The 23,712-nt window shown below is 44.8% G+C and carries 15 protein-coding genes; 14 read left to right on the top strand and 1 reads right to left on the bottom strand.

Going from position 1 to position 23,712, the window contains the following annotated elements:
* Positions 1-2,120 (bottom strand): urea ABC transporter substrate-binding protein (urtA, locus tag F6K46_RS14560; RefSeq protein WP_293117106.1); only part of this gene is annotated, 2,120 nt, incomplete at its 3' end.
* A 1,074-nt stretch (positions 2,121-3,194) separates the two neighbouring features.
* Between urtA and hemC the strand changes: the two genes are divergently transcribed.
* From hemC to ftsH, 14 genes are all read left to right on the top strand, one after another.
* Complete coding sequence (gene hemC / locus F6K46_RS14555) at positions 3,195-4,163, top strand: hydroxymethylbilane synthase (protein ID WP_293060171.1); 969 nt, start codon at positions 3,195-3,197, stop codon at positions 4,161-4,163.
* 325 nt (positions 4,164-4,488) lie between these two features.
* Entirely contained in the window at positions 4,489-5,916 is a 1,428-nt protein-coding gene (gene glgA / locus F6K46_RS14550) for a glycogen synthase GlgA (protein WP_293060168.1), read from the top strand.
* A 185-nt stretch (positions 5,917-6,101) separates the two neighbouring features.
* Positions 6,102-10,133: a CHAT domain-containing protein gene (locus F6K46_RS14545; protein WP_293060165.1), complete on the top strand. Its 4,032-nt coding sequence runs from the start codon at positions 6,102-6,104 to the stop codon at positions 10,131-10,133.
* Positions 10,134-10,560: 427 nt separating this feature from the next.
* A complete protein-coding gene (locus F6K46_RS14540; RefSeq protein WP_293060162.1) occupies positions 10,561-11,913 on the top strand; it encodes a protein kinase in 1,353 nt (450 codons plus the stop codon).
* A gap of 298 nt (positions 11,914-12,211) precedes the next feature.
* Positions 12,212-12,553, top strand: a complete 342-nt coding sequence (locus tag F6K46_RS14535) for a DUF6825 family protein (RefSeq protein WP_075899307.1) — start codon at positions 12,212-12,214, stop codon at positions 12,551-12,553.
* Between the two features lie 160 nt (positions 12,554-12,713).
* Positions 12,714-14,417: an AarF/ABC1/UbiB kinase family protein gene (locus F6K46_RS14530; protein ID WP_330359496.1), complete on the top strand. Its 1,704-nt coding sequence runs from the start codon at positions 12,714-12,716 to the stop codon at positions 14,415-14,417.
* A 222-nt stretch (positions 14,418-14,639) separates the two neighbouring features.
* The gene (locus F6K46_RS14525; RefSeq protein WP_293060155.1) at positions 14,640-15,383 is read left to right on the top strand and encodes a Stp1/IreP family PP2C-type Ser/Thr phosphatase; all 744 of its coding nucleotides are present in this window, start codon (positions 14,640-14,642) and stop codon (positions 15,381-15,383) included.
* A gap of 64 nt (positions 15,384-15,447) precedes the next feature.
* The gene (gene queG / locus F6K46_RS14520) at positions 15,448-16,401 is read left to right on the top strand and encodes a tRNA epoxyqueuosine(34) reductase QueG (protein WP_293060152.1); all 954 of its coding nucleotides are present in this window, start codon (positions 15,448-15,450) and stop codon (positions 16,399-16,401) included.
* A 74-nt stretch (positions 16,402-16,475) separates the two neighbouring features.
* Positions 16,476-17,147 carry an HAD-IA family hydrolase gene (locus F6K46_RS14515; RefSeq protein ID WP_293060147.1) on the top strand — a complete coding sequence of 224 codons (672 nt, stop codon included), beginning with the start codon at positions 16,476-16,478 and terminating at the stop codon, positions 17,145-17,147.
* A gap of 562 nt (positions 17,148-17,709) precedes the next feature.
* Positions 17,710-18,030 (top strand): hypothetical protein, encoded by a 321-nt coding sequence (locus F6K46_RS14510; protein WP_293060144.1) that lies wholly within the window; start codon positions 17,710-17,712, stop codon positions 18,028-18,030.
* Positions 18,031-18,870: 840 nt separating this feature from the next.
* Positions 18,871-20,403 carry a photosystem II chlorophyll-binding protein CP47 gene (psbB, locus tag F6K46_RS14505; protein ID WP_293060142.1) on the top strand — a complete coding sequence of 511 codons (1,533 nt, stop codon included), beginning with the start codon at positions 18,871-18,873 and terminating at the stop codon, positions 20,401-20,403.
* A 136-nt stretch (positions 20,404-20,539) separates the two neighbouring features.
* Positions 20,540-20,635: a photosystem II reaction center protein T gene (locus tag F6K46_RS14500; protein WP_008180851.1), complete on the top strand. Its 96-nt coding sequence runs from the start codon at positions 20,540-20,542 to the stop codon at positions 20,633-20,635.
* A 218-nt stretch (positions 20,636-20,853) separates the two neighbouring features.
* Positions 20,854-21,384, top strand: a complete 531-nt coding sequence (gene nrdR / locus F6K46_RS14495; protein WP_070392014.1) for a transcriptional regulator NrdR — start codon at positions 20,854-20,856, stop codon at positions 21,382-21,384.
* Between the two features lie 322 nt (positions 21,385-21,706).
* Positions 21,707-23,689 (top strand): ATP-dependent zinc metalloprotease FtsH, encoded by a 1,983-nt coding sequence (gene ftsH / locus F6K46_RS14490; RefSeq protein ID WP_143727596.1) that lies wholly within the window; start codon positions 21,707-21,709, stop codon positions 23,687-23,689.
* The last annotated feature ends 23 nt before the right edge of the window (positions 23,690-23,712 follow it).

The raw sequence follows: 23,712 nt of genomic DNA, 5'->3' as shown, positions 1-23,712 counted from the left end.
GTGAAAGCAGCTGAGCCTTGATGGTACTTCTGGGCAACAATTACATAGTTTCGCTTTTCGTCATTGACGATAGCCGAGACTTCTCGGCAAGCATCTTGTTCTGGAGTGGCAAAAAACTCCTTGACAAAGTCATTAAACTCTGAGCTAGCCTGAAGAAAACCAATGTCTTGACCCACAAACCCCTCTGAGGGCAAGTTAAAGGTTTTGGCTAAATGGCGATTCACACCTAGGTATTGCAAATCTGAGCTAATCCAAGAGACAATCCCCGGTACTGCCTCCAACACGGCCTGTAACTGATCTTTGGTCTTGCGCAGGTCATCAAGGGCCTGCTGACGTTCGGTAATATCAATCCCAACGGTGAAAGCAGCTGAGCCTTGATGGTACTTCTGGGCAACAATTACATAGTTTCGCTTTTCGTCATTGACGATAGCCGAGACTTCTCGGCAAGCATCTTGTTCTGGAGTGGCAAAAAACTCCTTGACAAAGTCATTAAACTCTGAGCTAGCCTGAAGAAAACCAATGTCTTGACCCACAAACCCCTCTGAGGGCAAGTTAAAGGTTTTGGCTAAATGGCGATTCACACCTAGGTATTGCAAATCCGAGTTAATCCAAGAGACAATCCCCGGTACTGCTTCCAAAACCGCCTGTAACTGATCTTTAGCTGCCCTGAGTTCTTCTTGAGCTTGCTCACGCTCTCGCACCTCCGTCATTAGCTGAGCATTAGATGCTTTTAAGTCAGCTGTGCGTTGTTCAACCTTTAGCTCTAGCTCATCGAAGGCTTTCTGGAGTTCTGCTTCAATTCGTCGCCGCTCAACTATTTCATGTTTCAACTGTTCCGTTGCCATTTCTAATGCTTGTGCATTGGTCTCGAAATACCTAGCTTTTTCAATCCATTGAGACACCTCAGCCAATAATTCAATCACCACATTTGTGCTGTAGGGTTCGATCAATGGTGTCCCACTAGACGACCGATTGTATTGGTGAGTTTGTGTATCACAGGCACAGTTATAGGTTTCAACCCCTAACCAGGGTAGGGGTTTAATCGGACGTTCACTGGTAAAGACAATTTCAAATTGTCCAGTAGGCAAAATCCGCCCAATCCGGCATGTTTTACCAATATGGTGATTCGGTTCGATTTGGACTAATCCTCCGGGAGCATCAAATTTCTGACCATAAGCTGCCACCCGTACCCGGTCTACTTCAAATGATTGAGCGGATTCCACGGCTTGTTTCCAAAGGTAAACCTGGGCGTAGGCGGCTTCAATGGGGTCACTAGTCACTCGGTTAGCTCCGTAACGACGCTGAAAATTCTGGACAAACCGTTGATTATTAGGAGTGTTCAGACTCTGGAAATAGCTCCAGCTGGCATAATGTCCCGCCGCTGTATCCCCTATCCTTTGGAGTTCCGCCTCAGCCACACTCACTGCCATAATCGGAATGTCATCAGCTGTAATTCCAGAGGATTTGTACTGGCGATAGAAGGCTACATTACTGTCACCATTGAGGGTGTTGAAGACCACATCTGGTTGAACCTGTTTAATTTTGGTGATCACCTCTCCCATATCTTGAGTGCCTAGAGCCATGTAATCTTCCCCAACCACTGTTCCCCCCAGTTGTTTCAGTTGCGCTTTAATAATCTTGTTGGCAGTCAGGGGGAAAATATAGTCGCTACCGATCAGATAAAATCGCTTACCGTAATTTTTCACCAGCCAGTTCACCGCTGGCTCAATTTGTTGATTTGGACAAGACCCGGTATAAAAAATATTGGGGGAACATTCCAGACCCTCATATTGTAGGGGGTACCATAGCAGAGAATTTAACACCTCGAATACAGGCAAAACTGCCTTACGAGAAGCAGACGTCCAGCAGCCAAAGACTGTGGCTACCTGATCCTGTTGAATCAGTTTTCTGGCCTTGCTCTCAAATTCCGCTGAGTTCGATGCGCCATCCTCAACGATCGCTTCGATAGGTTGACCAAGAACTCCTCCGGTTTGGTTAATTTCTGCGATCGCCATCAGCTCAGCTTCCACCAGGGGGGCTTCGCTAATTGCCATAGTACCTCTTAAGGAATGCAATATACCAACTCGTATACAGGGGTTATCAGTGTTGAAACTTGGCATTGCTTAAATTCCTGCAATATTTATTTGCAAATCTTTAACTTTTAATCACCCATCAGCCTCTCACTCTGGGTTTATCTAGCAACCGCAGGCGACGTGACCTACTATTAAATAATCAATGTTAAATCAAGCGCGAATGTAGCGAGCACCCTGATTAAGTCAGGATAAAACCGTGTTAGGGGAGGAATTTTTGTGGGTGTAAAGGAAATATTTTCGGGTCAACCTGTTAACTACCTACACAACCCATCGAAGATGACTTAGTTTCTGGGGCAGTTGTGGTTATAGAAGTAAAATTTAGATAATCAAGATAAAAGTGGCAAAATTTAGGAAAAATTTCGAAATTTTAGTTTTAATTTCCATCTTTTATTCCCTCCCACCATTTACCTCTTCCCGATTAAGTCAATTACACTGCACCTCAACCAATTAGTACAACAATAATATAAATAACTTAAAATTTCCTGTGAACTTATATTTCAATATAACGACTATACAATTCTTTACAAATCTATGATGTCTCTTTGGATACTATCACTGAAAAAATTTTGTTTGGCGTTGCTGATAAAAGTGAACTCATCCCACCACTCAAGTAGATGAGATATAGAGTTATGAGATAAGCATTCAGCCAACAGAGGTCAGCGGTCAGCCGTGAGCTAAAGGCTCACGCTACTTGAGGTGCTTTGTGGCCACGCGGGGCGCGTTTGGCCACGCGGGGCGCGTTTGGCCACGCTGTGCGAACGACGCGCTTGAGGTATAGCAGTCGCCAGGGCAGTTAGTACATGACAAAAGTCTCAAACCTAAGTAAGCGCAAGAGTTTGACTTCTGACTTCTGACTTCTGACTTCTGACTTCTGCTATAACTCAGCATTATTCCAATGCTTACTTGTTTTATTCCAAAGCTGATAGCTGATACGCGACACGCTGATAGCTGATAGCTTACAGAAATGCTATATACTACACCTTAGTTTTTGACAAATGACAAATGACAACTAGCTAATGACAGAAACGGAAAGGGAAACGTCACCTTCTGCGGTAGTCTAGAACAAGTAAATTGATCTGCCTTGTAGAAATTGACAGCCCTATGACCTCTACCGTTACCAGTCCTGCCCGGACAATTCGCATCGGTTCTCGGAAAAGCCAACTTGCTCTGATTCAGACTTACTGGGTACAAGAGCAACTGAAAAAGCATTTTCCAGACCGAGAGTTTGAAGTCCAGACCATGAGTACCCACGGAGATAAAATCCTGGATGTGGCTTTATCTAAGATTGGGGATAAAGGGTTATTCACTAAGGAACTGGAATTGGGAATGCTTAGGGATGAGATTGATTTTGCGGTGCATTCCCTCAAAGACTTGCCGACCAGATTGCCAGAAGGGTTGGTGCTAGGGTGCGTTACGGAACGGGAGAACCCCGCAGATGCTTTAGTAATGCACCAAAAGCACCAAGATAAACAGATAGAAACTTTGCCAGAAGGCTCGATCATTGGAACCTCCTCCCTCAGACGACTGGCTCAGCTGCGCTACCATTTTCCCCATCTGAGTTTTAAAGATGTCAGAGGGAACCTAAACACTAGACTGGCCAAACTGGATGCTGGTGACTACGATGCACTAATTTTAGCAGTAGCTGGGCTAAAACGACTGGACATGAGCGATCGCATTCACCAAATTTTACCACCAGAGATCTCACTCCATGCTGTGGGACAAGGGGCTTTGGGAATTGAATGCCGCTTCGATGATCAAGAAGTCTTAGAACTGCTCAATGCGATCGCACATCCCCCCACTTCTCAACGCTGTTACGCAGAACGGTCATTATTAAGAGCGCTCGAAGGTGGCTGTCAAGTTCCGATCGGTGTAGACACTCAGTTGGAAGGCAATACCCTAACCCTAACAGCTATAGTGGCTAGTGTGGATGGGCAAAGACTTGTCAAAGACACCATTCAAGGGGATTCGAGTCAAGCCGAAAATTTAGGACTCGAACTTGCCCAAAAACTCAAACAACAGGGAGCACAAGAGATTTTGGATGAAATTTTGGCTCAAATCGAGCGGGAATAGGAATATAGCTGAAAATTCAATGCAATTCCTGTCCGAAGCGCTATAGATTTTAGAATTTTCGCAAAGCCGCTTTTAGTGTAGGAAAAGGCTAAGGAAAAGGTTTTTTAAGCCATAGCCTTTTTCTTTTACCGTAGAATTTTTCAGAAGGCTAGAGTAAGCTAGGATAGCCGGAAAGCTGAAGGTTCTTCGATCAAGTCAACAGAGGAGTTAAAGGTCAATTCCTGAAAAGTTCTGCTCCATGTTTCAGGCTTGATCAAATGCACTTCATCCTTCAAGCTTGCAGCTATTTCCTAGGCACTAACAACCAATAATTTACAACTAACAGATGAAGATTCTATTCGTTGCGGCGGAAGCAGCTCCCATCGCGAAAATTGGCGGTATGGGGGATGTAGTGGGATCATTACCCAAAACCTTGAGGCAATTGGGACAGGATGTCCGAATTTTCATGCCTTACTACGGCTTTTTGCCCGATAAAATGGAGATTCCAGAGGAACCAGTGTGGTCTGGTGATGCTATGTTTCAACACTTCAATGTGTTTGAAACCCTACTACCAAAGACTGATGTCCCCTTATACTTATTTGGTCATGCTGCCTTTGCTGGTCGCCAAATCTACTCTGGAGATGATGAAGACTGGCGATTCACCCTATTTGCCAATGGTGCAGCTGAGTTTGCTTGGAACTACTGGAAGCCTGATGTTATTCACTGCCATGATTGGCACACAGGCATGATTCCCGTGTGGATGCACCAATCATCAGATATCAGCACAGTTTTCACAATTCACAACCTGGCTTATCAAGGTCCCCAGCGCTGGCGCTTAGAAGAAATTACTTGGTGTCCCTGGTATATGCAAGGTCATAATACTATGGCGGCAGCTGTACAGTACGCTAACCGGGTAAATACTGTTTCGCCCACCTACGCTCAACAAATCCAAACTGCTGAATACGGTGAATCCTTAGAAGGTTTGCTATCATTTATCAGTGGTAAAACTGTTGGAATTGTCAATGGGATTGATACAGAAAGTTACAATCCCGAAACCGATAACTATATTCCTCACAACTTCACCGCTGATACTCTCGACATCCGTAGCAAAAACAAAGTAGCCCTCCAGAAAGAAGTCGGCTTAGCTATCAACCCTGATACCTGTGTGATCAGTATGGTTTCCCGTTTAGTGGAACAGAAAGGGATTGACCTGCTGGTTCAAGTTTTACAGGGTTTCCTAGCTTACACCGATTGTCAATTTTTAGTCCTAGGTACGGGAGAGCGCTACTATGAAACCCAACTGTGGGAAATCGCATCCCGCTATCCAGGACGAATGTCTGCTCAAATCCTATATAACGATCCTCTAGCTCGACGGATTTATGCTGGTAGTGATGTATTCTTGATGCCTTCTCGCTTTGAACCCTGTGGGATTAGCCAAATGCTGGCTATGCGTTACGGCTGTATCCCCATTGTACGGCGTACTGGGGGTTTGGTGGATACCGTTTCCCACCATGATCCGATCAAGCAAACTGGCACCGGTTACTGCTTTGACCGCTATGAACCGTTAGATTTTTATACTTGTATGGTTCGGGCTTGGGAAGGTTTCCGCTACCAGAAAGAATGGCGGAGTTTGCAGCAACGAGCTATGAGCCAAGACTTTAGTTGGGAGAAGTCAGCCAGGGAATATATCAATATGTACCAATATCTGGTAGGATTACCGGCAGAAGTACCTCAACATGTACCACAAGACAACCATTTAGTTGTTGCCAGCTAGACAGAACATTCCATAAGTTACACCTATTCTGTTACTGTGAACAGTGATCACTAAGGATGGCTATTTTAGCATGGCTATTGTACCATGGCTATTTTAGTTTTAAATAAGCGTGAAATTAGCACCACCTTCCCTTAGTGGATTGGTGCTACAGCTGTTTCCAACTAGGTGCATGACCACTACACTCCATGACTACTAGACAGAGAAGGTTAAGGGTTGCTATGAAGATTATGGGGAAACCGGTAGTAAAACCCAAGGGCAGCAATTCTTCTAAGTACCAAGGACGGTGCAGTCCCCTAGAGGGCAAAAATTTTCCCCCTCAAAGCTCTAACCGAAAAATCTCTCCTTCATTGCTCAACCGCTTATCTCTAGGTCAAGTCATGCCCTGGGGGGTAGCCATGTTGCTCTCCCCAACTGGGCTACCAGCAATCGCACAAATCACCTCAGCAGAAGACAGTGCAGGGACAATTGTAACTCGTGATGGTCAAACCTTCGATATCACTGGTGGTAGCCTCTCTAGTGACGATCAACCGAATCTGTTTCACAGTTTTGAGGAATTTGGACTCGATTCCGGCCAGATTGCCAATTTTATCTCTAATAATCCCCAGGTTAGGAATATTTTGGGGCGAGTCGTAGGGGATGTACCCTCAATTATTAATGGTCTAATTCAAATCAGAGGCAGTGGGAGCCCTAACTTATACTTAATGAACCCAGCAGGGATTATTTTTGGGGCTGATGCTCGACTGAATGTGCCTGCTTCCTTTACAGCAACTACAGCTACTGGGATTGGCTTTGGCGAAGGCAATTGGTTTGATGCTTTTGGCGACAATAATAATTACCAGAACTTAATTGGTGACCCCACTAGCTTTGCCTTTGATTTAGCCCAACCTGGAAGTATCATTAACGCTGGTGAGCTGGAAGTGCCAGACAATAAACGGATCGCCTTGATCGGGGGTAGTGTGATTAACACTGGGCAACTGAATGCACCAGGAGGCAATATTACTATCGCTGCTGTACCAGGGAAAAGTCTGGTTAAGATTTCTCAATCTGGAAATTTGTTGAATCTAGAGATTGACCCCCCTCGGACACTAGATGGGCAACCATTAATTACTGCACTAGATATACCAGCGCTACTGACAGGACCAGCCCAAGGCGTTGAGACGGGACTCAGTGCCAATTCCAATGGAACCGTGCAGCTGACAGATTCTGGCACCACAGTTCCCACTGAGACAGGAACAACCATTGTCTCCGGTACCCTAGATGTTTCCAACCAAAAACTTGGGCGACGCAGTGTAACAGTATTAGGCGATCGCATTGCTGTAATTAATGCCACCATTGACTCTTCTGGCAGTAATGGTGGCCAGGTGTGGATTGGGAAGCACCCCCAAGACAATCCAGACAATGTAGAATTAAATGCCAATCACACCTTTGTCAGCCGTGGTTCCGAGATTAAGGCTGATGGAAAAAATTCAAATCAAAACGGAGGTCGAGTTACTGTCTGGTCAGAGGAAACTACAGCATTCTACGGGGAGATTACTGCCCGTGGCGCTGAAGAGCCAACTCCACAGGCTCGAAATGGTAGGACATCAGATGGTGGGACAGTTGAGATATCTAGCCAAAAGACTTTAATCTTTGATGGCAAAGTTGATGTCACCGCCCCTCTTGGTAAAAACGGCACGATTAGATTTAACGACCGTAACATTACTATTGTACCTGGGACAGAAGGTGATGGTCAGCAGCTAGCAGATAATCCCCTTGGTTTTGATGTGATGGAAATTTTGTCGGGGGATGGGGGGACATCTGGCTTTACCCTTGGCGCGAATGCCCTAGAACAAGTTTTGGGCAACATTGTTCTGAACGCTAGTAATGATATTACCGCCCCTAACGTGTCTCTGAACTTTTCTGGAGATATCACCATTGATGGCGTTAATGTCACTCTAGGTGATATCAAGACAAATGGGGGAGCGATTACAATCACAGCGTCTGAGGCTCTGAGCACCCAAGAGCTTAACTCATCAACAACAGTTGGCAAGGGAGGGGATGTTACCCTCGAAGGAGGTAATATTGAGGTTAGCTGGATCAATGCCGAAGGTGGTAGCGATCGCAAAGGCGGTAATGTGGAAATTACCACAGAAGGTTTTTTTAGAGCCACTGGGACGTTTGACACCTTAATCGAGGGCAAAGAAACAGCAGTCAGCATTGCTACAGTTGGGGGAGATGGTGGAGGAGAAATCACCATCAGTCATGGTGGAAACGGGCAAACCCCCTTTGAGGTGGGAAATAGAAGTACTAATAGTACAGAGAATGGTACAGAGGGAGCTATTTCTACAGGTGGTTCTACTTTTACCCTAGAATCCTTTCCGAATTCGAAGAGCTCAGATTTAGGTGATATAGAAATTAATACTGGGGAGCCATCTTCAAATTTGACTAGCCCAGGTCAAGAAATGGCTACCAATTTGATTTCAAATTCCACTAGCCCAGGTCAAGCAATGGCTACCAATTTGATTCCAAATTCCACTAGCCAAGGTCAAGAAATGGCTACCAATCCCTATTCAAATCAGGCTAATCTACTCCCCAGTCGCCCTCAAGTATCTCAGCAGTCCATTCAATCCTTCCCAATTCTTACTCAACCAAAGCCTCAGGCAATTGCTCCCAAAACAGAATACACTCAAATAAACCCTAAAAATCCTAAATTAGAACCTAATTATAATCTTAAAAACCTTGAGTTTATTAATTTTAAACCTAAATCGAATTTAATCAACATTTATTACAATCAACCAGCACCACAGACTATAGCAGAGATTACTAATACTAATAGTACTAATAGTAGTCAATCACCGGCACAATCCGTCCCACAGCCAGTTACCAGTAAATCCTCTAACTCTAGACTAGAAGCTGAAGCTGAGGTTAAACAACTTGAGGAAGGCTTCACCTATGCCTTTGAAAAACATCTAGGCATTAGCAACACTCCCATAGTCACCCTGGAAGAAGCCCAAGCCCACCTGGGCCAGATTGAAAATCTTACTGGACTCAAACCAGCCCTAATTTACCTGTTCTTTAAACCGGAATTTAAATCGGAAACGACTAAGGGCAATCCAGTTAATTCCAAGGGATTGACGTCAACCAAACTGGAACGAGAGACAACGACAAATCCGCAAAAGACTGGGTCGCACTGGGAAGAAAATCTCAATACACAGCTCGAATTACTAGTCGTTACGGCTTCCGGGACAGTAATCCGAAAACAGGTGCAGGGAGCAACGCGATCGCAACTTCTCTCTGTTGCTCGGGAATTCCAAAGGAGTATCACCAATCTCGAAAGCGCAAATGTCTACCTACCCTTGGCTCAGCAGTTGTATCGTTGGTTGATTGGTCCGGTAGAGCAGGAGCTAAAAGCAAAAAAAATAAATAATCTTGCCTTTATCATGGACGTTGGTTTGCGCTCTTTACCCATGGCAGCACTCCATGATGGCACTGGGTTTCTTGTAGAACGATATAGCCTTGGTTTAATGCCAACTCTATCATTAACCAACATGAACTATGTAGACATTAGGAAATTTCAAGTCTTGGCCATGGGAGCATCCCAGTTTAAGAACAAAAACCCATTACCAGCAGTTCCTGTAGAGTTATCGATGGTTACAGAACAACTGTGGTCAGGAAAGGCATTACTTAACGAAGCGTTCACCGTAGCAAATTTGATAAAAGCTCGTGCCTCACAACCCTTTGGTATCGTTCATTTGGCTACCCATAGTGAATTCTTAGCCGGTAAGCCAAGTAATTCCTACATCCAGCTGTGGGATACCAAGCTGCAACTTAACCAGTTGCCTAAACTAGGCTTAAGTAAGCCTAAGGTGGAGTTGTTGGTCTTAAGTGCCTGTCGTACTGCCTTAGGAGACGAGCAAGCCGAATTAGGATTTGCCGGTCTAGCAGTGCTAGCGGGGGTCAAGTCCGCATTGGGAAGTCTCTGGTATGTCAGCGATGAGGGTACCCTGGGGCTAATGACAACGTTTTACGAAAAATTACAGCAAGTCCCAGTGAAAGCCGAGGCTATACGGAAAGCTCAGTTAAATTTGCTCAGGGGTACAGTCCGTCTGGAGAGAGGGAAGTTGGTAACGGATCAGGGCAGTTTTCCTTTACCAGCAGGGTTAGCCAAGTTGCCAGATGTGGAGTTACGACATCCCTACTATTGGAGCGCTTTTACCCTAATTGGCAACCCTTGGTAATGTTTGATCCTGATTAACAACTCCTGCTACAGAATAATTAAGCTGATTGAACCTCCCCACCCGTCGCAGGGATGGGGATTCCCAGGCACAGCCGTGCGCGACTGTTATCGACCTGGGCGTGACTTTCCCGCGCACCGTTCGCGTAGCGTGGCCATAGGCCAGGGTAGCTGAGTAGGGTCAATACCCAGTTTTTTTGAGACCCTTACTTTCTATATTAACACTATTTGACAGGGAAAAGAATACCCCGACCTAACAGGACGGGGATGAATTTTCCCTCTCAAACTCTCCCACTCTGATAATTGCGGTAATAGTTATCCTGGTTTTTCCTTGATGCTTGATTGTTAGAAAGCGAGGAACGAAACCTAGGTAGTGTCAACCATTCTGCACCACTTAAGGTTAGCATAGGTGGGAGTTGAACTGAACTTTCATGGACTTAAAGGCAGGCACAGTCTTGCACAACGGCAAATATGTTCTTCATAGCCAGCTAGGCAAAGGTGTCTTTAGCATCACCTACCTAGCTATAAACGCTGAGTCTGGTCAAACCGTCGTGATCAAAACCCTCAGCGACAATCTGTGCCACCATCCCCATGGTGAGCAGTTCAAGCGGCAATTTCTTGCCCTTGGTAGGCTCTTGAGCAGCTGTCAGCATCAGCATTTAGTCAGGGTAATCGAATCCTTTGAAGCTGCCGGACGACCTTACCTAGTCATGGAATATATTCCAGGGCAGACGTTAGCTGAACTCATCCAAGCCAACTTGGTTCCAGAAGCCCAAGCTATTGCATACATTCGTCAAATTGGCGATGCCCTGAGCATATTACATCAAAAGGGTTTGCTGCATCTAGATGTTAGACCGGAAAATATTATTCTGCGTCAAGATACCGATAAGCTAGTGCTATGTGAGTTTGGTATTACTAGTCAACTCACCCTAGGAGTCAGGCAAACCCACGCCAGTTTAATTGCTGCTGGGTATAGTGCCCCCGAACAGTACGTTTCTAAAGGACAACTTTCCCAGGCAACCGATGTTTATTCCTTAACCGCAACCTTTTACTGCTTGCTTACTGGAACCCCACCCTTACCTGCACCAGTCAGGGAAGTATTGCATGCCCAGGAAGGTTTCTATATTCTTTTCCTGCCGGACTTACCACCATGTCCACAAAACCTAACTCCAGTAGTTAAACAAGCAGTCTGGCGTGGCTTGCACATGGTCACCAATCAACGTCCTCAAACCGTAGAAGCTTGGTTATCGCTGCTGCCAACTCAGGAGAAAGTGCCTCAAAGCAGTTCTCAGTTAAAAGTCCTGAGTACTCAGCAAAAGTCATTAATTGCCCCAAAAATGAGCACTAATCCTTCAAAACTGAGCACTAATCCTTCAAAACTGAGCACTAATCCTTCAAAACTGAGTACAAATTCTTCAAGACTGAGTACTAATCCTTCAAGACTGAGCACTAATCCTTCAAGACTGAGCACTAATCCTTCAAGACTGAGCACTAATCCTTCAAAACTGAGCACTAATCCTTCAAAACTGAGCACTCAGACCTTAGCTGTTCTCAAAACTGTCCACGCCAAGCTCAAAACTCAAACCTCAAAACTCAAAACTACCAAAGCTGGATTCCCACTGAAAGCCCTACTGATGACCGGTGCCCTTGCCGCCTCAGCCGGATTAGGATTTGGTTTCGCACTGCGAATTAACTCTCAAAAAGAACCTGGTTCTACCATCTTCCACACCGATCAATCCTTCCCTCCTCGCAGCAATTGGCCTTTGTCAGAACCCCAACTCTGAAACACCTTCAACCTCATCAAGGTGCTTTATTAATATTGATACTTACACAGGACTGACCCCGAACTCGCCACCAAACGCGCTTAATAAGTAGTAGGGCTACGAAGGAAAAGTTAAAGTTACTGCCTAAGCCCTGTGAGATTTAAATACATAAGATGATATAATAATCGTTTTTTAAATTGAAAGGACATGGTAGATGTGAAAAACTGAGGATATACGAAGCAAGTAACTAGATTTGAATTCACTCATAATCTTGGGCAAGTACGTTATAATTTGTAACGTAAGCTAAAGAAACTTATCAATGAGTAACTCTGTAATTCATGCCTTTTTTCTGGGTAGGGCTGCAGCTCAAGCCATTAATCGGCAGCTCGAGGATGCTCTGACCAATGCCCTGAGTGAGTTAGGCAAGTTTGATGCTGAGCAGCGTGAGCGACTGCGGCAGTTTACCGATCAGGTCATTGAAAGTGCCAATCGCGAAGCTGGAGCAGCTGATTCTACTATTAGTAACACAGGCAGTAACACAGCTAGTAACACAGGGAAAACAGGATCCAAACCAGCTGATCTGCAAGCCATGATTGATGAGCTGCGAGCAGAAATTGCCAGCTTGCGTACGGAATTAAAAAACTATCGCAAGCAATCTTGATAAGATTTATCGTTACTACCCTAGATTATCTACAGAAGTGAGTAGTTTCGACATAATTTTTAATAACCTGCTATTTTTTTGATAAAAACCTTACAGATAAATCCGAGTGTCTGCTCTTTCTCAGAAATCTATTAACCTTACACTAGATCAGGAACAAAATGTGTCTAGGCAAAGTTCTATAGGTAAGCAATACAGCGAAAAAGCTTATCGGTGGAATCAAGAAAATTACTCCCGTCAAAGGCGTTTTATTGATATTTGGCGTTTTGTTTTGACCCTCATCACTGGGTTGTGGCTTGATGGTAAACCTTGGAGTTATCGGGGAGGATATACAGAGCAAAAGCACGCATATAGACGCAAAACACAAGCTATCTGGATTCGAGATACATTCTTAGATCTAGGACCAACGTTTATCAAAGTTGGACAGTTATTCTCCACCCGTGCTGATATATTCCCCAGTGAGTATGTAGAAGAACTGAGCAAACTACAAGACCGGGTTCCTGCCTTTAGTTACGAGCAAGTTGAGCAGATAATCCAGGAAGATTTAGGCAAGCCCATCAAGGAACTGTTCAGTGCTTTTGACCCAATTCCTCTGGCGGCGGCTAGCTTAGGGCAAGTTCACAAAGCTCAACTTCGCAGTGGTGAAGAGGTAGCGATTAAGATCCAAAGACCAGGCTTAAAAAAACTGTTTACCATTGATTTAAAAATTCTCAAGGGGATCGCCTATTACTTCCAAAACCATCCAGACTGGGGGCGTGGTCGGGACTGGAGTGGGATTTATGAAGAGTGCTGTCGTATTCTTTGGGAAGAAATTGATTATCTTAATGAAGGCCGAAATGCAGATACATTTCGGCGCAACTTCCGCAGCTATGACTGGGTGAAGGTACCCCGTGTCTACTGGCGCTATACCTCATCACGAGTTTTGACCCTAGAGTTTTTACCAGGGATTAAGATTAGTAGTTACGAAGCTCTAGAAGCAGCTGGTCTAGACCGCAAATTAATCGCTCGTCTGGGAGCAGAAGCTTACCTACAGCAGTTGCTAAATGATGGCTTCTTCCATGCTGACCCCCATCCGGGAAATATTGCGGTTAGTCATCAGGGTTCCCTGATCTTTTACGACTTTGGCATGATGGGGCAGATTAAGGCCAATGTGCGCGAGCAACTTATGGAAACCCTGTTTGGCATTGCCCAAAAAGACGGCGACCGAGTGGTGACTTCCCTAATTGAATTGGGTGCGCTCTCACCAGTGAGTGATATGGGACCGGTAAGGCGCTCAGTTCAGTATATGCTGGATAATTTCATGGATAAGCCCTTTGAGGATCAATCGATCACTAACATCAGCGATGACCTCTACGAAATTGCCTATGGCCAGCCTTTTCGATTCCCAGCAACGTTCACATTTGTGATGCGAGCCTTTTCTACACTGGAAGGAGTGGGTAAAGGCTTAGACCCCGAATTTAATTTTATGGAAGTTGCAAAACCCTTCGCACTAGAGATTATGACCAACGGCAACACTCCCGACAACAATAGCTTTATTAATGAACTGGGACGCCAAGCCGCACAGATGAGTAGTACTGCATTAGGTTTGCCCCAACGCATTGAAAGTACTATTGAAAAATTAGAAAGAGGAGACCTGCGCATTCGAGTGCGCTCTATTGAATCAGACCGGGTTTTACGACGGCTGAGTGGTATTCAGTTGGGAACCAACTATACTTTATTAATCAGTGCCTTCACCCTTTCGGCTACCATTTTATTTGTAAATGGTAATGTCCTACTAGCTTTGGTAGTCGTTTTGGTGGCAACTGTGTTAGGATTTGCCTTAATTAGGTTGCTCCGACGGCTTGACCGGTTTGATCGGATGTTGTAGTTGTTGTAAAGTCGTAATAACTCCTTATCCCACGATCTATCCACTGTAGTAGCAAGTACTAGGAGGCTAAATCGTTGGATATTTCGGCATTTATCCGGACATCTTTGGACATTTCCTTAATTCAACTGAATCAGGTCGATAATAATCATGTTTCTATCCATCAAAATCAAACTGAAGCTCAAAGACGAGCAGAAAGCATCAAGCCAGTAAACAACCGATGTGATGAAAAGTTGCTTCGCCGGTATTACAGATCCGGGCTTACTACGTACAGTTAACCAAGATGACTACTACATAGACCCGGACGGTCGCTTCTTTATTGTTGCCGACGGTATGGGTGGTCATGCCGGTGGACAAGAGGCAAGTAAAATCGCCACTGAGGCGATTAAGACTTATTTGAATAAAGATTGGAACTCTCAAACTCCTTCTGATGAGTTACTAGAACAAGCGATCTATCAGGCCAATCAGGCTATCCTCAACGATCAGCAAACTCATCCAGAACGGTCAGATATGGGAACCACTGCCGTAGTGGTGATGTTCCGTCAAAACCAGTGTTGGTTTTCTCATGTAGGAGATTCTCGCCTCTATCGGTTCCGAAATTCTAAGTTAGAGAAGATTACAGAAGACCACACCTGGGTAGCCAGAGCCGTTAAGTTGGGAGAACTGACAGCTAAACAGGCTCGGATGCATCCCTGGCGTCATGTTCTGTCTCAATGTCTAGGCAGAAAGGACTTACCTAAAGTCAATGTCCATAGGATAGAGGTTAAATTATGCGATCGCCTTTTGCTTTGTAGCGATGGACTCACGGAAGAACTTTCCGATGAATTGATTGCTTCCTCTCTCCAAGAGAGTTCAAGTATTGATCAGGCTCTGGTTATGCTTGTTGAAGCCGCTAAAGACCAAGGCGGTAGGGATAACATTACTGTGGTTATTGTAGAGATTGGGGAAAGGATGAAAGGTCTTGGATGAACGGTGTTGGGTGAACGTGCGTGATTAACACACCTTACAGGTAGAGTTAGGTTGTAAATACAACTTGGATATACCAGTTACTAGCACTGAGGTAAAACAGAAAGCTCGCTCGCTCGGCTTTCATAAGGTAGGAATTGCAGCTGTGGATGTTGATCATCATGACTCAGCAGAGCAAAACTTGAAAGCTTGGCTAGCGTTAGGGTATCAAGCAGACATGGCTTGGATGGCAAATCCTCGACGCTTGGATATTCGTGCCTGTATGCCAGAGGTGAAGTCGGTAATTTGTCTTGCTCTCAACTACTACACCCCTCAGCAGCGTCCCGAAAGCCCTGAGTATGGCAAAATCTCCCGTTACGGTTGGGGCAGAGATTACCACAAGGTCATGCATAAAAAATTGAAGGAATTGATCTTTTGGTTACAAGCACAAGCAGAAGAAATCCAGGTGCGTTACTATGCTGATACAGGGCCAGTACAAGATAAAGTCTGGGCGCAGCGCTCAGGTATTGGTTGGATTGCTAAAAATGGTAATGTAATTACGCGGGAGTATGGCAGTTGGGTATTTTTAGGGGAAGTGTTGACTAACCTAGCCTTGACCCCAGATACCCCTCACACTTCACACTGTGGTAGCTGTACCCGCTGTATTCAAGCCTGTCCAACGGGTGCTATTACCAAACCGTTTGTCGTTGATGCCAACCGCTGCATCGCCTATCATACCATTGAGAATCGGGCTGCAAACTTGCCGGAATCGATTAAACCCCATTTAGAAGGCTGGGTTGCTGGTTGTGACATCTGTCAAGATGTTTGCCCCTGGAACCAACGTTTTGCTAAAGAAACTGATGTGGTAGAGTTTCAGCCCTACCCTTGGAATGTGGCTCCTCGACTCACGGAATTAGCTACTATATCTGATCAGGAGTGGAATCGACGGTTTCCAGCTTCGGCGCTGCGGCGTATTAAGCCAAATATGCTACGGCGCAATGCCCAAGCTAATATTGATGCATGTCAAAAATCGGTTGACTAGTCTGACTAGTCATTGATTATTTGGGTGGCGAATTGCGAATTGCGAATTGCGAATTGTTAATTGTTAATTGCTCAATGAGTGTAAAAGTAATTCTTTTTGATTTTGATGGGACTCTGGCTGATACCCTTACTGCCATTGTCAAGATTAGTAATAGCTTAGCGGGAGAATTTGGATATCAGCCCACATCAGCTGAAAAATTGGAGCAAGTTAGACATTTAAGCTCTAGGGAAATTATTAAGCAATCGGGTATTTCGAGGTTTAGAATCCCGTTTTTGTTGAAAAAAGTCCAAAAACTCTTACGCGAAGATATTCAAAGTTTAACTCCTATTCCTGGAATAATAGACGTTTTAAATGATTTGAAATCTGAAGGTTACCAATTAGGGATATTGACATCTAACTCAGCAGATAACGTTAACCTTTTCCTGGAAAATAATTCTTGGGTAAAGCTTTTTGATTTTGTTGACTCAGGGAGTCCCATATTTGGAAAAGAAAAAGTTATTCGTAAATTCCTCAAAAAACATAATTTAAATCCTGCTGATGTGATCTATGTGGGAGATGAAACTAGGGATATTGAGGCAGCTAAACAAAATAATCTTAAAGTAGTTGCTGTCAGTTGGGGATTTAATTATAAAGAAGTCCTAGCTCAATACAAACCAGATTTTTTGATCGACCAACCCCATGAGTTATCTGAAGTAGTATCTAATTTATATCAATCAAAAATTCCATCAAAAGTAGTTTGTTATTAGCAATTAGTTAATTGTTACTTATTACTTGTTAGTTTACCAATGATAATTTGACCAATGACAATTTGAGATCAGCCCATTTGCGCATCACATCTTGCACTACTACCAATAATCCGCCAGGGATGAAAATCCCAGCGCGAGTAAATCCAGTCCTCTCAAGAGGACTAAATGCTTGTCAGATCAAGCTTGAAGTCTATATATAGCCAATCCAATAGGTTGTATAAAGCCAGGTTATATAAGAATTGGATTGGCTTGTACTATCTTTTTTTTATCTGAATTATCGATTAGTTTACCCATCAATTGATACCGTAACCAGCTATAGCTCAAAAGACTATGGTCAAGTAACAATGCTTACTGCTCTAAATCATATACTGATCATTTTGTCAAATTCTACAAATCTCCACTACACCTGACACCCAGTCTTAACAGACAAGCTTGATGCGTAAGTCCTGAAATTAACCAATTGCCGTTGTTCGATAAAAGTTGAATTAAATCGTCATTTTAAGCTGAAAAACTCAATTTGAGTGGAAAATAGGAATATAGAGCAGGATTAGCGAAGAGCAACGTGAAATATTTCTTTTTATCGGAAGGCTGGATAGTCGGGCGCGTTTGGGAGTTTGGAGGTCTTTGGAACGAAAACGCTTGGCGACGGCTGCCAGAAATTAAGCAAATGAACCTTTCTATCCTAGAGCAAGGAGAAAAATTGTGGCTCTATCAGGTTGAAGACCTTGTGGTTATGGTTGAAGTCAAACCCATGCCTAACACCTCACCTGAGTCAGCAAAAACTATTGGTCAAGTTGTCCTAAAACGCTTGATCACTGCTGAGCAAGTTCTCGAGCGCTTAGCGATGACACATACTCAAATAATGGTAGCGGGCAAAGGTTAACTGTTATAGGGAAAAGGCACCAGGGGACAAGGAAGAAGAGGGAGAAGAAGGTGAGGATAGGGAATATGAGGAAATAATACTTTTGATTGCGATTTGTGATCAAAGCTATAGCTCGGGTTAGCAGTTAATCAAAAAACCCTACCCATAGGATTGGACCCTAATACCGAGTTGCATATCAATAGCCCTTTGAGCCCCAGCTTTTACCACCTCTGGACTCTTTCCCCTCTGCCCCCTCCCCTCTTAAGTGCTTTAGGTAATATCGTTTAAACTCAACTGGGCATAAGTTCTATCCTTGTGCCTTTTTCCATATACATTTTTCATGTTGATTTGTGTCCGACTATTGCTAATCAGTAAAGAGGCTACCGGAATGAATTTGACAATTTTTAGGTTTTAGAAGCTATATTGCTCTAATTTAGGCAAATACAAGGGAAATTTGCCCAATATAGCTGGTTAAGCGCTTCCGACCCTAAGCTGAGAACACAAGCGTTCGCTTGCAATCGGCTCTAACAATAGTTACACTTCTTTAAACAAACTTTAGTTTCATACATACTTTGTCCTACCTAAGTTGCCAATGGCAAAATCTAGGGCGGCTACCAAAGTAGCGATACAGTTAGGTTCACACCTAACCAAGGTCGGTCGGAGAGTGTTAAAGCTCTCCAAACAGTGTCAAATTTGAGAAATCATACCGTAAGCGTTGTCAGATCAGGTTTTTAACCCCTCGAACAACGTGACTCTTAGAATCCCCTGTGTTTCAAGCGGGGGAGACTTCAAGGGGATTTCTAACATATTGATCAAAAGAAGCGTCGAAGTAAAAACTCTATATTAGGAGGAGCGTAGTCAATGGGACTACCCTGGTACCGAGTACACACGGTCGTCCTGAATGATCCAGGACGTCTGCTAGCTGTGCACTTGATGCATACAGCCCTGGTGGCAGGCTGGGCTGGTTCAATGGCCCTGTACGAATTGGCAATTTTTGATCCGAGTGACCCGGTTCTTAACCCGATGTGGCGTCAGGGGATGTTCGTCATGCCCTTTATGGCTCGTCTAGGGGTTACTGATTCCTGGGGGGGCTGGAGTATCACTGGTGAAACCGTAACCAATGCTGGCTTATGGTCTTTTGAAGGTGTCGCTGCAACTCATATTATCCTTTCTGGTTTATTGTTCCTGGCTGCCGTATGGCACTGGGTTTACTGGGATTTAGATGTGTTCAGAGACCCACGCAGTGGCGAACCAGCTCTCGATTTGCCAAAAATTTTTGGTATTCACCTGTTCTTATCTGGTTTACTCTGCTTTGGCTTTGGTGCCTTTCACTTGACTGGGCTTTGGGGTCCTGGGATGTGGGTATCTGATGCTTATGGTCTCACTGGTAGTGTTCAAGCGATCGCACCAGAATGGGGACCAGCAGGCTTTAACCCCTATAACCCTGGAGGTATTGTCGCTCACCATATCGCTGCTGGTGTTGTTGGGGTTATTGCTGGTTTATTCCACTTAACAGTACGACCACCAGAGCGATTGTTTAAAGCTCTACGGATGGGGAATATCGAAACGGTACTCTCCAGCAGTATCGCGGCTGTGTTTTTTGCTGCATTTGTAGTAGCAGGCACCATGTGGTACGGCAGTGCTGCCACCCCAATTGAGCTGTTTGGTCCAACTCGCTATCAGTGGGATCAGGGGTATTTCCAACAGGAAATTAACCAACGGGTACAAGCTGAATTGGCTGATGGTGCTAGCTTGTCAGAAGCTTGGTCATCGATTCCAGAGAAGCTGGCATTCTATGACTATATAGGCAACTCCCCTGCCAAAGGTGGTTTGTTCCGTACAGGTCCGATGGACAAAGGGGATGGCATTGCTGAAGGTTGGCTAGGTCATGCGGTGTTCACAGACAGTGAAGGTCGGGAGCTGACCGTTCGTCGGATGCCGAACTTCTTTGAAACCTTCCCGATCATTTTGACCGATGCTAATGGTGTAGTTCGTGCGGACATACCTTTCCGACGGGCTGAATCTAGGTATAGTTTCGAGCAAGCTGGTGTCACTGCTAGCTTCTACGGTGGAGTTCTTGATGGTCAAACCTTTACTGACCCATTCGATGTGAAGCAATACGCTCGTACTGCTCAGCTGGGTGAGGGCTTCCAATTTGACCGTGAAACCCTAAACTCTGATGGTGTGTTCCGCACTAGTACCCGGGGTTGGTTCACCTTTGGTCATGCTGTCTTTGCACTGTTGTTCTTCTTTGGGCACATCTGGCACGGCTCACGCACCCTCTATCGGGATGTGTTTGCTGGTGTCGATCCTGACCTAGAGGAAGAGCAAGTCGAGTGGGGCTTCTTCCAGAAGCTTGGTGATAAGAGTACCCGTAGGACAGAGCCTATCTAGAGGTTAACTATCTCCTATCACAGTTTGAGTCAAAAGCAAAAGGCAGAAGAAAAGAAATTTTCTTTTGCCTTTTTGCTATTTCTGTGGTTCTAGCAAGGTAGACTGGTAAGTGAGAAGATAACCAACAATTATAGCTATGGAATCAGTTGCTTATATCTTAATCTTGACCTTAGCCCTAGGCACCCTATTTTTTGCCATTGCTTTTCGGGAACCGCCTAAGATTGGTAAGTAGTTTACCTCGATTTACTCAAATCGAAATTCAACAGTTCTGTGGATGCTCTGAGCCGCAATAGCCTGTAGATGACCTTATAGGATATAAGGAAGTTAACAGGTTTGAGGTTTATATCGGCTCAGCTTCCATCTAATCGTTATTTTGAAAGTATCGACTCCTAGGGCGTTCCAAATATCTGCCGCCAATCAGTCCACTCAGCAAGAAAACAAAATTATCTTATGCGATGCCCCTCTTGTCACCACACCGAGAGCCGCGTTCTTGAGTCTCGTTCTACTGAGGCAGGGAAAAGTGTGAGGCGACGTCGGGAGTGTTTGGGATGCAAACATCGCTTCACGACATATGAGCGGATCGAATTTGTGCCAATAACTGTGATCAAGCGGGATGGCAAGCGGGAATCATTTGACCGTTCCAAGTTGTTACGGGGAATTATACGTGCTTGTGAAAAAACCGGTATTCTCCAAAAACGCCTGGAAGCATTGGTTGATGAGATTGAAGCAGAATTGCAACAGCGATTTGGTCGGGAAGTCATCAGTCACGAAATTGGCGAGTTAGTCTTGCGCTACCTACGTTCGGAGAGTGAAGTGGCTTATGTACGCTTTGCTTCGGTCTATGGCAAATTTCAAGGGATTAGAGATTTTGTTACTACCCTAGAGGATCTCCAACAGGAAGATGTACCAATGGAAATCCCCCAGGTTCCGCCAACCCCCTCAGATCAGGTAGAAGAAATAAAGACATCCACTTCGGTGTAATTGATCAGATGTTTGTTCATGGTTGACGGTTGATGGTTGACTCTCAAACGTACAAGGTCAACTAGTGGTCTCCTGTCCAGTTGTATGGTTACCATTTGTAGAGATGTTCCACGCAAGGTCTCTACAGGAAGAAGGATTAAGAAACAAACCAGCGTGAGGTTTGGAAACCCGATCTAGGCAAGAGCAGGTTACCGATGCTACCGGACTTAAGATGAGTTTCTTACAGCTAAAGCCGGATTTTAGGGAGCTAGACTAGAAAGTGAAAGAATTTTCAACTCAAGGGCGTGAATTCTATTGAAGCCTAACTAGGTTTACCCAGGAGTTGAGTCAAGGCAAGACCAAAGAGCAAACAGCCATGAAGAAACGTTTCTGGATGAGAGCATGGATGGCTAATGCAGAGGTAAACACCTCTCCACAGCCGCTGGCAAATCCTGAGGTTAGATTACAGCAACCTCAGGAAAACCGCAAGTTAGTCAAATTCTGGCGTATTGCTGCCAGTTTGCTCCTTTGGCAAGGGGTGATACTGGGTACCCCAGCCCAAGCACAGCTTAAACAAGAGAAATCTCTAACCTATAGTGAGCTATTAGAGAAAGTTAAAAATCGGGAAGTCGCTAAAATAGAAATTGATGAAGCTACTAAGATTGCTAAAGTTAGCCTAAAGGAGGCCAAGGAGAATGAACCTCCTCAACGAGTTGCTTTGTTCGATCAAAACTCCTTGCTACTCAAGGAACTCCGTCAACAGAATGTTCCCACTGAAATTAAGCGCTCTGCGGATAACTCAGCCGCTTTAGGTCTAATTGCCAACTTATTTTTGCTTCTGTTGTTACTAGCAGGCTTGATGATGATCCTGCGACGCTCTGCGAGTAATTCTGGTCAAGCCTTAAACTTTGGCAAATCCCGAGCACGGTTTCAGATGGAAGCCAAAACCGGGGTTCTGTTTGATGATGTAGCAGGTATTCAAGAAGCTAAGGAGGAATTGCAAGAAGTTGTCACATTCCTCAAACAACCAGAACGCTTTACTGCTGTTGGAGCACGCATCCCGAAAGGTGTGCTGCTAGTCGGTCCTCCAGGAACTGGTAAAACTCTCTTAGCCAAAGCGATCGCTGGTGAAGCAGGAGTTCCCTTCTTTAGCATCTCTGGTTCCGAATTCGTGGAAATGTTTGTGGGTGTTGGTGCCTCCCGTGTCCGTGACTTGTTCAGAAAAGCCAAAGAAAATGCCCCTTGCTTGGTCTTCATTGATGAAATTGATGCAGTAGGACGGCAACGGGGAGCAGGGATTGGCGGTGGAAACGATGAACGGGAGCAAACCCTTAACCAATTGCTGACGGAAATGGATGGGTTTGAAGGCAACACAGGTATTATTATTATTGCTGCCACTAATCGCCCAGATGTCCTGGATGCTGCACTATTACGTCCTGGACGCTTTGACAGACAAGTTATTGTGGATTACCCTGACTACAAAGGCAGGAATAACATTCTGGAAGTCCACGCTCGCAACAAAAAGATTGACCCTGAGGTTTGTCTAGAAACTGTTGCTAAGCGTACCCCTGGGTTTACTGGTGCTGACTTAGCCAACCTACTCAACGAAGCGGCAATCCTGACTGCCCGCCGCCGCAAAGATGCCATCACTATGCTCGAGATCAATGATGCTATTGACCGGGTGGTAGCTGGGATGGAAGGCACTCCTCTAGTGGACAGCAAGAATAAGCGATTAATTGCCTACCATGAAGTAGGACATGCTGTAATTTCCACTCTCTTACCGGATCACGACCCGGTACAGAAAGTAACCCTAATTCCCCGAGGGCAAGCCCGTGGTTTGACCTGGTATATTCCTGATGAAGAGCAAGGTTTGATTACTCGGGCTCAACTAAAAGCCCAAATTACTGCTGCTTTAGGGGGTAGAGCGGCAGAAGAAGAAATTTTTGGTGAGGCTGAAGTGACTACTGGTGCTGTTGGGGACTTGCGACAAGTTACCTCGCGAGCACGGCAGATGGTAACCCGCTTTGGAATGAGTGATTTGGGTCCTCTGTCCTTAGAAGATCCAGGGGGAGAAGTCTTTCTAGGGGGTAATGTGATTAATAGGGCTGAGTACTCAGAGAAAATTGCTGCCCACATTGATGCCCAAGTGCGCACAATTGTGCAGCATTGCCATGGTCATGCTCGTCAGTTAGTCCGGGAAAATCGGGTAATAATTGACCGATTAGTAGACCTGTTGATAGATCAAGAAACTATCGAAGGAGACCAGTTACGCAAAATTGTAGAAGAACAAACCCAGATGGACAAGGAACAATTGGTAGTTTCGTAGTTTCTAGTTAAACGATCACGCGG

Source organism: Moorena sp. SIO3E8, assembly GCF_010692445.1.
Lineage (GTDB): Bacteria > Cyanobacteriota > Cyanobacteriia > Cyanobacteriales > Coleofasciculaceae > Moorena > Moorena bouillonii.
Note: the sequence above shows the minus strand (reverse complement) of the source record. Positions and strands in the feature narration are given on the sequence as shown.

Excerpts from the sequence above, each read along its gene's own strand:
- glgA (WP_293060168.1), top strand. The coding sequence starts at position 4,489 with ATGAAGATTCTATTCGTTGCGGCGGAAGCAGCTCCCATCGCGAAAATT.
- F6K46_RS14525 (WP_293060155.1), top strand. The coding sequence starts at position 14,640 with ATGAAAAGTTGCTTCGCCGGTATTACAGATCCGGGCTTACTACGTACA.
- psbB (WP_293060142.1), top strand. The coding sequence starts at position 18,871 with ATGGGACTACCCTGGTACCGAGTACACACGGTCGTCCTGAATGATCCA.
- F6K46_RS14545 (WP_293060165.1), top strand. The coding sequence starts at position 6,102 with ATGACTACTAGACAGAGAAGGTTAAGGGTTGCTATGAAGATTATGGGG.
- F6K46_RS14540 (WP_293060162.1), top strand. The coding sequence starts at position 10,561 with ATGGACTTAAAGGCAGGCACAGTCTTGCACAACGGCAAATATGTTCTT.
- hemC (WP_293060171.1), top strand. The coding sequence starts at position 3,195 with ATGACCTCTACCGTTACCAGTCCTGCCCGGACAATTCGCATCGGTTCT.
- nrdR (WP_070392014.1), top strand. The coding sequence starts at position 20,854 with ATGCGATGCCCCTCTTGTCACCACACCGAGAGCCGCGTTCTTGAGTCT.
- F6K46_RS14535 (WP_075899307.1), top strand. The coding sequence starts at position 12,212 with ATGAGTAACTCTGTAATTCATGCCTTTTTTCTGGGTAGGGCTGCAGCT.
- F6K46_RS14515 (WP_293060147.1), top strand. The coding sequence starts at position 16,476 with ATGAGTGTAAAAGTAATTCTTTTTGATTTTGATGGGACTCTGGCTGAT.
- F6K46_RS14500 (WP_008180851.1), top strand. The coding sequence starts at position 20,540 with ATGGAATCAGTTGCTTATATCTTAATCTTGACCTTAGCCCTAGGCACC.